Raw genomic sequence first — 14,652 nt, 5'->3', positions numbered from 1 at the left:
TGTGGATATGATTGTGCATAACTCTGAGTATAACTGTTGATTATGTGGATAACCCATCAAAACCCGCTGTTTATCGGCTTGCCCATGTGAATAATATTGTGTTTAAGTAAATTTTCTATTAAATTACATATTCCACCGAACATCTGGTTGTCTGTATAAAAAAAAGAATGCATGCATTCTGCATTCTTCAATCATCCATTAATTCTTCTGTTTTCTCCCACTCCGACATCAGCGCTTCCAGTTCCTGGTTTTTCTGTCCGAGCTGCTGGTTGTACGCATCGGCTTTCTCATAATCCCCATAAACTTCAGGATCAAGGAGTGTTTCCTCAATTTCTTTGATTTCCTGTTCGATACGGTGTATCGCATCTTCGATTTTGGCAACATTCCTTTTCAGGCGCTGCATTTCATTGCGTTTCTGTTTCTGCGAGGCATAATCACCTGTATCGGCATTTTTCTGCCCGTCGGGTCCGGGCTGTATTTCCAGTGACTCCCGTTCTTCTTTCTTGTGGATATAATAACTGTAATCACCGTGATAAAGGTCGGTCGTCCGATGCCCAATCTCCATCACTTTCGTGGCAATCCGGTCGATGAAGTACCGGTCATGTGAAACGAAGATGATGGTGCCAGGATAGTCCTTGAGGGCGTTTTCGAGTACTTCTTTGCTGTCGATGTCCAGATGGTTGGTCGGTTCATCGAGTATGAGCAGGTTATTTTTCTCAAGCATCAATTTCGCCAGCTGGATGCGTGCCTTCTCTCCCCCGCTCAAGTCATTGATGTGCTTCAGCACTTCATCCTGGGTGAACAGGAAACGCCCGAGTACTGCCCTGACATCACTTTCTTTCATGTGAGGATATTCATGCCAGAGTTCTTCGAGTACCGTTCTTGCGGAAGTGAATTCTGCCTGCTTCTGATCATAGTAGCCGATGGATACATTCGTCCCGTAAATGATCTCCCCGCTGTGCTTCGGCAGGTGTTTTGCAATCGTTTTGACGAGCGTCGATTTCCCGATGCCGTTGGGGCCGATGACCGCTATGCGGTCACCCTTGTCGACATTGAAACTGATTCCTTCGTTCAACGTCTCTTCGTACCCGATGCCGATTTCTTTCACCCTGAGTACGTCATTGCCGCTCTCCCTTTTGATATCGAAGGAGAAGCTGGCATTCCTCTGATCCCGCGTCGGCATATTGATGCGGTCCATATGCTCAAGCTGTTTGCGCCGGCTTTTGGCCATGCCGCTGGTGGAGGCTCGCGCAATATTCTTTTCGACAAAGGTTTCGAGACGTTTTATCTCTTTCTGCTGCTCTTCGTAGGCCTTCATCTGCAGGTTGAATCGTTTTTCCTTCTCAACTGCATATCTTGTATAGTTGGTGTGGTAAAGCGTCCCTTTGAACATTTCCACTTCGAATATCCTGTCTACAGTCCTGTCGAGGAAGTAGCGGTCATGGCTGATGATGACGACCGCACCGTGGAAGCTGTTCAAATACTGTTCCAGCCATGAGACCGTTGTCATATCCAGGTGGTTGGTCGGTTCATCGAGCAGCAGAAGATCAGGTGAGGACAGGAGCATCTGGCCGAGTGCGAGGCGGGTTTTCTGGCCGCCTGAGAATTCATCAACATTGCGCCCGAGGTCATCCACGTCAAAGTTCAGGCCGGTCATGACCGTCTTTATCTTAGTTTCGATATTATAGCCGTCTTCATATTCAAAGCGGTTCTGCAGCTGCTCGAAACGTCTGAGCTGATCTTCATATTTACTGTGGTTGTAGTCATGTTCAGCGAGCCAGCCGGTGATCCGTTCGATTTCCGCTTTCAATTCAAGAAGCGCGGAAAACGGGCGCATCATCTCTTCTCGGACAGTCTGGGAGGACTCAAGTGCCATCTGCTGCGTGAGATAGCCGATTGAAGTGCCTTTCGGTACAGAAATCGTCCCCTCGTCATAAGACAGTTCACCGGCCATTATTTTCATCAGTGTCGTCTTTCCGGCACCATTTTTCCCGACGATACCGGTCGTTTCGCCCGATTTGATTTCAAGGTTTACATTTTCAAAGATTAAATCAGTCGCATATGATTTCTTTATATTTCCAAGTTGCATTACTATCATTTTAAATACCCTCTCTTTCCTCCAGTTTACAATAAAGACACCAAAAAAACGATGAAATAAAGCCTTTTTGTACTACACTTCAAAAATGAACTTGTGATATAATACAGTGATAGAGCCTAAAAGAAGAGGTGTGGGACATTTGAACAATAAAAAGAAAATCCCAAACGCAACGATGAAACGTCTCCCTTTATATTACAGGTATTTTAAAGAAGCCGAAAAATCGGGCACTGACAGGGTCTCTTCAAAAGAGATCAGTGATGCTCTCGATATAGATTCTGCAACAATCCGGAGGGACTTCTCATATTTCGGGGAACTCGGCAGGAAGGGATACGGCTATAACGTGAAGAGCCTCCTGAAATTCTTCATGGAACATATCCACGGAAATGAGACAAGGAATGTGGCAATCATAGGTGCCGGCAATCTTGGGAGTGCGTTATTGAACTATAAATTCAGCAACATAAATGATAGAATGAACGTAGTAGCCGCGTTTGACAGGAATGCGGGTATGATTGGTACAAGGATCAATGATACCGAAGTGTTCCATTCTGATGACCTGGAGAAGATCATTCCGGAGCAGGACATCGATGTTGCGATACTTACACTGCCTGCTGAAGCCGGGCAGAAGATGGCAGAGCGCCTTGAAGCGGCAGGTATCAAGGGAATATTGAACTTTACTCCGATCAGGTTGGATGTAAGCGATGGGATTTACGTGCATAATATAGATTTGAGTGTTGAATTGCAGGCACTATTCTTTTATATGAAAAATTTCTAGGAGGGGTATTATGTTGGAAATGCTAATGCCGGGTACATTGATGGCAGTCGGGCCTACCAGCATGATTGTTATCGCAGTTGTCGCACTGATCATTTTCGGGCCAAAAAAACTGCCGCAGTTCGGTCGTGCCATGGGTTCCACTTTGAAAGAGTTTAAAAACGCGACCAAAGGCCTTGCGTCTGATGATGACGATGATGACGACGATGACAAAAACAAAAAGCAGCAGAAAATCGAATCACAGGATGCACAGAGTTAACAAGGTGGCGGAAGCCGCCTTTTTTTAAAGAGGTGAAAGAGCAATATGAACGATGAGGAAAAAAGAGAAGTCACCGAGCATCTGGATGAGCTGAGAAAAAGGCTGCTCATAGTGATGTACTTTTTCGTTGCTGCGATGCTTGTTGGTTTTTTCCTGTCAAAACCGTTGATTTATCAAATGCAGAACGCCCCCTGGACCAGCAGTATACAGATGCATGCATTCCAGGTGACGGATCCGCTTAAAATATATCTGCTTGTCATTGTAATCATCGCATTTGTCATAGTGCTGCCGGTGATCATGTACCAGCTGTGGGCGTTTGTAGCCCCCGGGCTCCATAACAATGAAAGGAAACTGACACTGAGCTACATACCCATTGTCATGGTGCTGATGCTCGGGGGGATGGCTTTCGGTTATTTCATACTCGTACCGTATATCATAGAGTTCACTTTCCAGTTATCCGACGAGATGGGAATTGCCACAACCATCGGCATCAATCAGTATTTCGGTTTCCTGTTCAGGACGGTGATACCGTTCGGACTGGTTTTCCAGATGCCGATACTGGTTTTATTCCTGACACAGCTCGGCATCATTACACCCATGTTCCTGAAGAAGAACAGGAAATACGCATATTTCATACTGCTGATCTTTGCAGCGCTGATTGCGCCGCCTGATCTTATGACGCACATAATGCTGACCATCCCGATGATAATCCTGTATGAAATCAGTATATATATATCCAAAATTGGATACAGAAGACATTTGAAGGCAGAGCAGAAGTCAATCGAAGAATCATTGGATTCCGACTAGGAGGCGTTCTTGATGGAAGATACTTCAAAAACTGATGAATTTAAAAGACTGGATTCAATTCCCCATGATGAACTGGAATCATTCATGAAGAAAGCCTCGCAAGATCCGTGGAGACAGAACTATCATATACAGCCTGTGACAGGGCACCTCGCGGCTCCGGCGGCATTTGTCCGTCAGGGAGGCATCTACCATCTCTTTTATGAATGGTCGCCATTTGATGGATACGATGGCATCAGGTACTGGTATCATGTGACAGGGGAAAATCTGGCCGTCTTTAATAACCGCGGTGTCAAACTCCGTCCGGATACGATATATGACAGTCACGGAGCCCTCGCAGGCTCCGCTTTTGTAGTTGACGACACAGTCAATATTGCTTATAGCGGCGCTCATATGACAGAGGGCGGCCGGGTTATTCCGAACCAGCTCCAAGCAGCACTGAATGAACACTTAAGAGTGAGAAAAGATCCTGTCCCGATCGTGAAAGGACCGCCTGAGGGATTCACGGATAATTTCAGGCACCCCAAAATCTGGGAGGAAGACGGTGTATTTTACATGCTTGCCGGTGCCCAGACCTGCTCTGACTACGGCAGAGCGGTGGTTTACTCCACCGGGGATTCGGGCAGCTTCGAGTACAGGGGAGAGCTCCGCACAGACCTTGACCAGTTCGGTTTCATGTGGGAACATCCAGACTTCTTCACAATTGATGACAGTGATGTATTTGCATTCAGTCCGCACGGCTTGGATAAATACCGCTACAGCTATTGGAATGCCCGCCAGTCGGGTTATGTCACCGGCCGTCTTTACCGGGGGACACTCGTGATGGATCACGGCGAATTCCACGAATTCGATCACGGCTTCGATTTTTATGCGCCAAAGACGGCAATCGGGGAAAATGGGGAAAGAATACTGATTGCCAGTATGGCTATCGAAGAAACCGATTACCCGACAGAAAATCAGGGCTGGAGCGGCTGCATGACCGTCCCGAGAGTGCTGACTCTTGCTCAAGGGAGGATAAGACAGAATCCGGTGGCTGACCTTGAGAAGCTCAGGTACGACGGGATATCGGCGGAAGGCTATTTCAACCACTTTCCGAGGAAGATGAAAGATTTCTATGGTGACTGCTACGAGCTGATCATCGATATCAATGAAAACAACGCATCGGAAATATTCATCAACCTGCGGATGAACAGACGGGAAGAGACGCTGCTCATATACAACACCGAAAGCCGGCTGTTTACACTGGATATCGAATTCAGCGGGAAGCTGCCCGGTAACGTTGACGGCACGAAGCGGAGTGTCGAACTGGAAGAGGATTTGAGACAGTTGAGGATATATATGGATAAATCGAGTATTGAAATCTTCATAAATGAAGGGGAGGCGGTGATGTCTTCCAGAATATTTCCCGGCAAAAGAGCCCAGGGCGTGGAAATGTCGACAGAAATCGGAGACTGCTACGTCTCCATGACTCAATATAGACTGAAATCCTTTGAAAACTAATATCAATCCATTGATAAAATTCAGGTTTTTTCATTTGTTCATTTCAATCCGACTCTATATAATCAAAAGATATAGGGATATGGGGCCGTATTAGTGAAAATTTCAGGAAATTTATATATTTAAATTTCAAATTCTGTTAAACTTGATTAAAATTTTTGATACTATAAAATTACACATTAATTGTCCATCGGGGGGATTGGAATGTTTTCAGTACTGAGTCAGATCAACAAACGCCTTGAATATATGACACCGGTTGAAAGGCGCATTGCACGATTCATGTTGGATAATCCGGCGAAGATCATCAATATGCCGGTAAAGGAAATTGCCAGGCACAGTAATACCAGTGATGCCGCAATCGTGAGGTTTTCCAAACGCATCGGTCTCGGGGGCATCAAAGAGCTGAAAGTTGAACTTGCCAAGGAATTACATACGCTTGAAAAGGAAAATATCTCAAGGGTCATCGATCTGGAAATGGACAGCCATAAGGATATTTTCGACAAAGTGCTTAAAAATACTGTGCAGGCACTTCACAACACTGAAAAAATAGTGGAGCGGGAAAAGATGGCCGAAGCGGCCCGGATACTCTCCGGTGCGGATAACACCTTCATATTCGGCGTCGGGGACTCCGCCAACGTGGGGGATGAATTTGCCCAGAAGCTCCACAGAGTGAATGTGAATGCGTTTTTCACACAGAATAAGTATCTGTGCATGACGAGACTGTCCAACGCCAAGGAAAACGATGTCCTGTTTCTCATCACTCTGTCCGGTAAGACACCGGAGATTGTTGAAGTTGTGAAGCTTGCAAGACGGCTGGGTGTAAAGACGGTGATACTGACACAGAACCATGCTTCCATTGCGAAAAGGAACGCAGATGTGGCAATTGAAATCACAGAAGAGGAGACGAACATCCAGTATATGAACATGACCAGCCGCATCGCGCAGCTTGTCATCTGCGATGTGCTTTTCTTCTACGTATGCCGCGAGCTCGGTTCTTCCGCATACGATACCATCCTTAAAACATATGATGTTACACACTGACAGTGTGCATCCGGGGCTGAATGCCCCGGATTTTTTGTGTTTCAAATGAAAGTTTTGATATTCAGATTCTTTTGATTATTAGATATGCCTCTGAAATATTCCTGAAACATTCTTCATGAATTCGATTGCTTTATTAAGGTTATGTAACATATCGGAAATTTTGTAGATACAGTCTCTGTCATCTAATATAATTGATTTAATTCTTAATTAAAGAAAGAATAAATCTAAAATTTCATAGATGAAGCATGAGAAAAATGGTATGGGGGAATAATTTTGAAAGAGAGAATGACAAAGTTTGCAATTATAACTTTACTCACAGCCTCAACGACATTTTCTCCAGGATTGATGACAACTATAAGCGCTGATGAAACAGATGATATAGAAGAGCAGGACACAGAGGCCACACAGCAGGAATCCGAAGAGACAGAAAGTCAATTGAACGAAGCGGCTGAAACGACAGAGGAAGTATCTGAAATTGCACCGGCAGAAGAGACCGTACAGGAACAAAGTGAAGAGCGGACTGAGGAGATTAGTACTGAGGAAGAACAGACAGAAGAAGCAATCTCAGCAGAATCGGCGGAAGTCCAGGGTGAAGAGTCAGCTCCTGAGCAGGAAGCACCAACCACTGAATCACATTTGGAGCCGGCGGAGCCTGAAAAGGAGGACGCCGAAGCGGCCAAGGAAAACACCATAGATGACAGACAGGACCAGGCTGATGAAAGCCGGGAAGAATCGCAGGAAACACCGTCTGTTGAAGAACCTTCCGAAGAAACTGTAGAGGAAGGGACAGGGGAACCGACAGAAGAACCGGCGGAAGCCCAGGGTGAAGAGTCAGCTCCTGAGCAGGAAACGCCAACCTCTGAACCACATTTGGAGCCGGCGGAGCCTGAAAAGGAGGACGCCGAAGCGGCCAAGGAAAACGCCATAGATGACAGACAGGATCAGGCTGATGAAAATCAGGAGGAGGACACTCCGGCAGACGATTTCCTTCCAGGCAGCGGGACTGACAGAGAGGAAGAATCCCGGGAAGAAGAGTCATCAGAAGCTTCTGATGAGGAACAGACGGGAGAGGAGTCGCAGGAGACACCGTCTGTTGAAGAACCTTCCGAAGGAACTGTAGAAGAAGAGACAGGGGAACCGACAGAAGAACCGGCGGAACAGCCGTCCACAGAAGATTCGTCTGAAGCGCCGACGGATGAGCCGGCAGAGGAAGAGACAGAACAGACGGTCACTGAACCGGCTGAAGAGGATACACAGGCAGAGCGGTCGGAGGGAACGACAGACGAGTCATCTTCAGAAGAGCTGCTCCGGGAAGAGACCGCTGAAGAACAGGGGGAAACACCGGAACAACCAGACGGTGAGCGAGGCAATGATTCCGGTAAAGAAGAGGAACAGGCTTCAGAAGAGAGTCAGGGGACCAGGGAGATCTACCGATATGACTACAATATGCTGGAAGGCATAAGACTGACACCGGGCGGGTCTGAAGAACAGCTTCAGCTGCTCGACAAGCGTGTCAATCGTGTGATGACTTCCAAAATCGTTGATGTTGAAGATATGAGCGAAGAGGAAGTCATGCAAATTGAGGAAGAAGTCAAGCAGGAGGAGCAGATCACCGGTCAGACCGACAGGGAGGAACTGCCCAATACAGGTGAAAACAATCAATATACCTATATCTATGGTGCGGTGCTTCTGATCGCAGGAATCATCCTTTATTTCCTGACGAGAAAGCCGCGCGACCAGTGATATTACAAAGAAATCCCGCCTGGACAGGCGGGATTTCTTTGTAATATTAAAGTGATTTGTCATCGATGGAATTGAGATAGTCCCGTACTTCCCCGACTACTGATTCGAGACATCCGTCCTCGAACGGGGACCTCAGGTTGGCAGCTTCTACAAGTGCGTTGAAAGGCAGTGTGCCACCGAGTCTGCACAGGTTGACATAGTCTTGCCAGGCACTGTCGAAATCCTCATTGGCACGCTTCCAGAACTGGAGTGCACATATCTGGGCGAGTGTATAGTCGATGTAATAGAAGGGTGCACCGAAAACATGCCCCTGCCTATGCCAGAATGAGCCGCTCACAAGCGGTTCTATCCCGTCATAATCACGGTGGGGAAGATATTTTTCCTCAAGCTTCTGCCATTCGCGGCGTCTTTGTTCGGGTGTGAGTTCCGGTTTTTCATAGATGATGTGCTGGAACTCATCAATCGCCACCCCGTATGGGAGGAATGTGATGTCACCCGCCATATGTGAGAACTTGAACTTGTCGGTGTCCTCTTTGAAGAAGAGCTCCATCCACGGATATGTGAAATATTCCATGCTCATTGAATGAATTTCAGCGGATTCATATGTCGGGAACTGATACTCCGGTACATCGTATCCCCGTGACATGTATGTCTGGAAGGCATGGCCGGCTTCGTGGGTCAGCACCGTGACATCGTCCAATGTGCCGTTGAAATTGGAAAAGATGAACGGAGATGCGTAGTCAGCGATGAAAGTACAGTAGCCGCCCCCCTCTTTGCCTTTTTTGGCTTCGACGTCGAACAGTTCCCTCTCCTGCATGAATCTGTAGAATTCATCTGTTTCCGGCGAGAGTTCCCGGTACATCTTCCCTCCGTTTGAAAGGATCGCTTCGGTATCGCCCTCAGGTACAGCATTGCCCGTAAGGAAATCAAAATTTTCGTCATATGACTTCAGTGAATCGAGTCCGATCCTCGCGGCCTGTCTTTCCTTGAGTTCAGTTACAAGTGGGACAACGAATTCGGCCACCTGTTTTCTGAAGTTTTCCACCATGTGCCTGTCATAGTCTATCCTGTCCATACGGACATAGCCAAGTTCAACGAAATCCCTGTAGCCAAGTTCCTTGGCAATCCTATCCCTCGTCTTAACAAGGTCATCGTAAATACGGTCGATTTTCCCGAGGTTCTTCCCCATGAACCCCTGGACAGCTTCGGCTGCACCGCGTCTCATGGCGCGGTCGGTATGCTGGGAGTAGGGACCGAACTGGGAGAGGTTGAGCTTTTTCCCGTCAAATTCGATTTCTGCTGATGCGAGCAATTTCGAGTATTCCGAGTCCAGTTTATTCTCTTTCTGGAGCAGCTCCTTCACTTTCGGGTCGAAAGCCTTCAAAGAATTGGAGGCGAGTTGGAACAGCTGGCTGCCGTATTTTTCCTCAAGATCGTCCCTGTAGTCACTCTCCGTAATCGCTTTGTAATACTTGTTTGTGATTTCCTGGACCGTGGGTCCATATTCATCAAAGAAGTTACGTTCCCTGTCATAGAAATCATCATTCGTATCGATGGACGAGCGGATATAGGCCAGATTCTCCATTGTGGAAACAGTGTTGAAACGTGTGTTCAGCCTGTCGATGATTTCCGCCTGCACTTCGGCTGAGCCGGCAAGATTGAACTCGATGAGCAGGGCGTCCACTTCAGTATCGAGCTTTGTCAGATCCGGACGTTCATATTCATAATCCTTGAAAGTTGTGACCATTGCGTTTCCTCCTAAGTTTTATTCATAAGGTCATTTTATCATAATGAAGAGTGAAATATCCGAATCGTCATCATGTTCAGAAACTTTCGTTTAGGGGTAATTGGGGAAGTACAAAATATTTTAAGAGGTGAGGAAATGGTTGAAAACCTGGAAAACAGAATCGGTGAAGTGACACGCAAAACCAAAAATATGGGTGTGCCTGTGATAATCGTGATAGAAGGGGCGCCGGCTTCGGGGAAATCCAGGCTATCCAATGCACTGTATATGGCGCTTGATGCCAAGTACACGGATTTCATTGCGACGAGACCGCCGAGGGAATTGGACCTGAGGTATCCGTTCCTCCAGAGATACTGGAATCATCTGCCGAAAAACGGGGATATAAACATCCATTTCCGCAGCTGGTACTCGCAATACATTGAATATAAAATACGGGGGACCAGAGAGAATATATATGCAGGTTATGATGAAATCAAAGATGACATTGAGAACTTCGAAGACACCCTGATGCACAATGGATATGAAATCATCAAATTCTATATACATGCGGATGATGACATAAAACAGAAACATATTGATAAACTGCATGACAACCCTCTGCTCAAGTGGAAGGCTGAGGAATACCAGGAGCGCACAGAAAACTTCGATTACGAAGCGGAAATGGAAGTATTCCTCAATGCACCAGCTGCCTGTGCGTGGACAGTCCTGGATTTTGAAGATAGGGGACAGGCGGTCAATAAAATGTTCAGGACGATCATAGAACGTCTGGAGAAGCGGATAGACGGGGGTGGAAATATAAAGGAAGGTGCCGCAGATGGAGGTTTCAGTGAAGATTATGAAGCTGAACTTTTCAAATTTGATTTTGAGCAGGAGAAGATCAGAAAGAAGAAATATAAGGAAATGCTGCCCGGCCTCCAGGAGCGGATGCGGGAAATACAGTTTCAGCTCTATGAAAAGAAAATCCCCCTCGTCCTCGTCTATGAAGGGATGGATGCAGCAGGCAAGGGCGGCAATATAAAACGCACCCGCAAACTGCTTGACCCGACGGGCTACACCGTGAATGCGACCGGCGCTCCGACGGACATGGAAAAGGCACATCATCATCTTTGGCGGTTTGCGACAAACGTGCCGAGAAGCGGTCACATTGGATTTTTCGACAGAAGCTGGTACGGCAGGGTGCTGGTTGAACGGGTAGAAGGATTCGCAGAAAACAAAGAGTGGAAGCGGTCGTACAAAGAGATAAATGACTTTGAAAAATCTCTGTATAACTCCGGCGCGATCATCATTAAATTCTTCCTGTCACTGGATAAAGATGAACAGCTCGAGAGGTTCGAGGACAGGGCGGATGATCCCGACAAGTCATGGAAGCTGACAGAGGAGGACTGGCGGAACCGTGAAAAGTGGGACTTCTATATAGAAGCGGGGGAGGACATGGTCCGCCGGACCAGTACAGATTACGCGCCGTGGCACGTGATTCCCGGCAATGATAAGCGGTATGCCCGCATCACGGCCCTGAGGAAGATCATAGAGACATGTGAAGCCCGGATGAAAGATGAGTGAAGGTAATGAAAAAAACGGATCCGGCCGGATCCGTTTTTTTCATTACATAAGCAGCTGGATGATGACGCCAAGCCCCTGCTGTATCTCTTCGAGCTGTTCAATGTAATCCCTGAAGATAACCTGGATCAGCACCACGATACCGTTCATGATCATATGGACAAGTATCGGCACGAGCAGACGTCCGCTGATGATGTAGAGGAAGCTGAATGCATAGGCCATGGCAAGATAGATTACGATATGCGTGAAATCCCAGTGGGCAAGGGCAAAAACTAGGCCGCTCAGCAATCCGGCGACGAGGAAGCCAATGATTTTGGGTCCGGGTATCATTTCATAGATTTCACCGAATATCGCCCGCCTGAACACGTATTCTTCGAGTATCGGACCCAGCAGTGCGACGACGAGTATCATGAATGGTGCAGATTCAATCATTTCAATGATTCCGGATGTGTTCTCGCTTTCAAGCGGATTGCCGAGTACATAGACATTGAAGAGTCCAGCCAGCACCTGGGAACCGTAGGCAATGAAGACACCGCCGATGATCCATGCTATGGTGACCGGGATATCGGATTGTCTGCCGCGTTCAATCCTGTTTTTGTTCTTGTGGATATGCCCGATGGCAATCACGATGATGACGCCTATGGCAAAGGCAATGGCCTGGTATGGCATGATGGCATCGAGCATCTCTGTTTCTGTCATACCGGGGGTTGTGAATGCCAGTATGAATGATATTGGCAGCACGGCCAGTTGGACCGCGATGAATACGACGATAATTAGTGCACTGTACAGCTGTCTCACTATAGAACCTCCAATTTTCAATAGCTTTATTTTACATGAAATTATTGTTAGGTTAAAGCAAAGAGAAAATCCTTGCATTTTTGACCAACTTTGATTATTATTTAAATTGCTGGCACTAAGTATGATCGAGTGCTAATATCCATTTTATTTTAACTTATCTAAGGAGGGCTTTCACGTGTTGAAACCATTAGGCAATCGGGTAGTTATTGATCTGACTCAAAAGGAAGAAACGACTAAAAGCGGCATCATCCTGACTGAATCAGCAAAAGAGAAACCGCAGGAAGGTACAGTCGTTGCTGTAGGTTCCGGCAGAGTTCTGGACAATGGCAATAAGGTGGAACTTGAAGTTAAAGAAGGCGATCGTGTGGTTTATTCCAAATTCGCCGGCACAGAAATCAAACATGAAGACAAGGATTATCTGATCGTTTCTGAAACGGACATTCTGGCAGTCATCGGATAATCAGCTGATAATTGAACGATAATACATTAATATATGATTTTTAGGAGGAATTTTACACATGGCAAAAGAAATAAAGTTCTCAGAAGACGCTCGCAAATCGATGCTCGATGGTGTCGATAAACTTGCAAATGCTGTAAAAGTGACGCTTGGTCCAAAAGGGCGCAACGTCGTTCTGGATAAATCATTCACTGCACCGCTCATCACAAATGACGGTGTGACAATCGCAAAAGAGATTGAGCTTGAAGATGCTTATGAAAACATGGGTGCGAAACTGGTGGCTGAAGTTGCGAATCAGACGAATGAAATTGCCGGAGACGGTACGACAACCGCAACAGTCCTTGCCCAGGCAATGATCCAGGAAGGGCTGAAGAACGTGGCAAGTGGTGCGAACCCGGTCGGCATCAGGACAGGAATCGGCAAAGCGGTCGAAGCCGGAGTGGCAGAACTGCAGAACATTTCCCGCCCGGTACAGGACAAAGAGGCCATTGCGCAGGTCGGTGCAATTTCCTCTGACGATCCTGAAATCGGAGAATACATTTCAGAAGCAATGGAAAAGGTCGGCAAGGACGGTGTCATTACCATCGAAGAATCCCGCGGATTCAAAACTGAACTTGAAGTGGTTGAAGGAATGCAGTTCGACCGCGGCTATACGTCACCATACATGGTGACAGACTCTGAAAAGATGGTTGCAGATCTTGATAACCCTTATATCCTTGTGACGGACAAGAAAATATCCAACTTCCAGGATATTCTGCCGCTGCTCGAGCAGGTGGTACAGCAGTCCCGTCCGATTCTCATCATCGCTGATGACGTCGAAGGTGATGCGATGGCAAACATCGTGCTGAACAAACTGCGTGGCACATTCACAGCAATTGCCGTGAAGGCACCAGGATTCGGTGACCGCCGTAAAGCGATGCTTGAAGATATCGCGGTGCTTACAGGCGGACAGGTTGTTACAGAAGACCTTGGCCTTGACCTTAAAGATACGACAATCGATATGCTGGGTACAGCCTCCAAAGTAAACGTCACGAAGGATGATACGACGATCGTCGAAGGTGCCGGTGAAAAAGATAATATCGAGGCGCGTGTCGGACAGATCAGAGCACAGATTGAAGAAACAACATCCAGCTTTGACAAGGAAAAGCTCCAGGAACGCCTGGCCAAGCTTTCAGGCGGCGTAGCAGTGGTCAAAGTCGGCGCTGCTACTGAAACTGAGATGAAAGAACGCAAACTCCGCATCGAAGATGCACTCAACTCCACACGCGCAGCTGTAGAGGAAGGCATCGTCTCAGGCGGCGGAACAGCTCTCGTTTCCGTGCATAAGAAAGTGTCTGAAATCGAAGCGGAAGGGGACGTCAAGACCGGCGTGAACATCGTTCTCAAAGCCCTTGAATCACCACTTCGCCAAATCGTGGAAAACGCAGGCATGGAAGGCTCAGTAATCGTAGAAAAATTGAAAACCCAGGAAATAGGCATCGGCTACAACGCCGCAACAGACGAATGGGTGAACATGATCGAAGCGGGAATCGTGGATCCTACAAAAGTGACACGTTCCGCACTGCAGAATGCAGGTTCAGTCGCTGCGATGTTCCTGACAACAGAAGCGGTAGTTGCTGACATTCCTGAAGAAAACGGCGGTGGCGCCCCTGATATGGGCGGCATGGGCGGCGGAATGCCGGGCATGATGTAAGTACCAACTGCATTGTTGTATAATAATGTCGAAAAAGGCAACCCTTTTGGGTTGTCTTTTTTTGATGACAAAAATGTGTAAAAGGAAATTATTAAAAATGTTACAGGGTATAAACATATAAAGCATCTGCTGTATAAGTCTTACTTGAAGGGGTATGCCATGAAAGTGTTCAAAAAATGCCTGAAAACACCG

12 protein-coding genes are annotated in these 14,652 nt (G+C 47.0%); 9 read left to right on the top strand and 3 right to left on the bottom strand.

Annotated elements, in window-relative coordinates; all coding sequences use genetic code 11:
• Positions 1–187 precede the first annotated feature (187 nt).
• A complete protein-coding gene (locus C792_RS0111310; RefSeq protein WP_026090335.1) occupies positions 188–2,098 on the bottom strand; it encodes an ABC-F family ATP-binding cassette domain-containing protein in 1,911 nt (636 codons plus the stop codon).
• 139 nt (positions 2,099–2,237) lie between these two features.
• Here C792_RS0111310 and C792_RS0111305 point away from each other — a divergent pair, with 139 nt between their 5' ends.
• From C792_RS0111305 to C792_RS0111280, 6 genes are all read left to right on the top strand, one after another.
• A complete protein-coding gene (locus C792_RS0111305) occupies positions 2,238–2,870 on the top strand; it encodes a redox-sensing transcriptional repressor Rex (protein ID WP_017549565.1) in 633 nt (210 codons plus the stop codon).
• 10 nt (positions 2,871–2,880) lie between these two features.
• A complete protein-coding gene (locus C792_RS0111300) occupies positions 2,881–3,126 on the top strand; it encodes a twin-arginine translocase TatA/TatE family subunit (protein ID WP_017549564.1) in 246 nt (81 codons plus the stop codon).
• 45 nt (positions 3,127–3,171) lie between these two features.
• Positions 3,172–3,933, top strand: a complete 762-nt coding sequence (gene tatC, locus C792_RS0111295) for a twin-arginine translocase subunit TatC (protein ID WP_017549563.1) — start codon at positions 3,172–3,174, stop codon at positions 3,931–3,933.
• A 12-nt stretch (positions 3,934–3,945) separates the two neighbouring features.
• Positions 3,946–5,430 carry a glycoside hydrolase family 32 protein gene (locus C792_RS0111290; protein WP_017549562.1) on the top strand — a complete coding sequence of 495 codons (1,485 nt, stop codon included), beginning with the start codon at positions 3,946–3,948 and terminating at the stop codon, positions 5,428–5,430.
• A gap of 201 nt (positions 5,431–5,631) precedes the next feature.
• Complete coding sequence (locus C792_RS0111285) at positions 5,632–6,468, top strand: MurR/RpiR family transcriptional regulator (RefSeq protein WP_017549561.1); 837 nt, start codon at positions 5,632–5,634, stop codon at positions 6,466–6,468.
• A 273-nt stretch (positions 6,469–6,741) separates the two neighbouring features.
• Entirely contained in the window at positions 6,742–8,211 is a 1,470-nt protein-coding gene (locus tag C792_RS0111280; protein WP_017549560.1) for an LPXTG cell wall anchor domain-containing protein, read from the top strand.
• A gap of 46 nt (positions 8,212–8,257) precedes the next feature.
• On the opposite strand, the gene C792_RS0111275 is transcribed toward C792_RS0111280, so the two are convergent.
• Entirely contained in the window at positions 8,258–9,958 is a 1,701-nt protein-coding gene (locus tag C792_RS0111275; RefSeq protein ID WP_017549559.1) for a M3 family oligoendopeptidase, read from the bottom strand.
• A 135-nt stretch (positions 9,959–10,093) separates the two neighbouring features.
• Between C792_RS0111275 and C792_RS0111270 the strand changes: the two genes are divergently transcribed.
• Positions 10,094–11,515 carry a hypothetical protein gene (locus C792_RS0111270; protein ID WP_017549558.1) on the top strand — a complete coding sequence of 474 codons (1,422 nt, stop codon included), beginning with the start codon at positions 10,094–10,096 and terminating at the stop codon, positions 11,513–11,515.
• A 42-nt stretch (positions 11,516–11,557) separates the two neighbouring features.
• Here C792_RS0111270 and C792_RS0111265 read toward each other — a convergent pair whose 3' ends face one another.
• A complete protein-coding gene (locus tag C792_RS0111265) occupies positions 11,558–12,310 on the bottom strand; it encodes a CPBP family intramembrane glutamic endopeptidase (RefSeq protein WP_017549557.1) in 753 nt (250 codons plus the stop codon).
• A gap of 175 nt (positions 12,311–12,485) precedes the next feature.
• On the opposite strand from C792_RS0111265, the gene groES reads away from it, so the two are divergent.
• Together groES and groL are read left to right on the top strand one after the other, a co-directional pair.
• Entirely contained in the window at positions 12,486–12,770 is a 285-nt protein-coding gene (groES, locus tag C792_RS0111260) for a co-chaperone GroES (protein WP_017549556.1), read from the top strand.
• A 58-nt stretch (positions 12,771–12,828) separates the two neighbouring features.
• Entirely contained in the window at positions 12,829–14,460 is a 1,632-nt protein-coding gene (gene groL / locus C792_RS0111255; RefSeq protein WP_017549555.1) for a chaperonin GroEL, read from the top strand.
• Positions 14,461–14,652 lie beyond the last annotated feature (192 nt).

This window comes from Salinicoccus carnicancri Crm (assembly GCF_000330705.1).
Classification (GTDB): Bacteria; Bacillota; Bacilli; order Staphylococcales; family Salinicoccaceae; genus Salinicoccus; species Salinicoccus carnicancri.
This window is presented reverse-complemented; position numbering and strand designations above follow the sequence as displayed.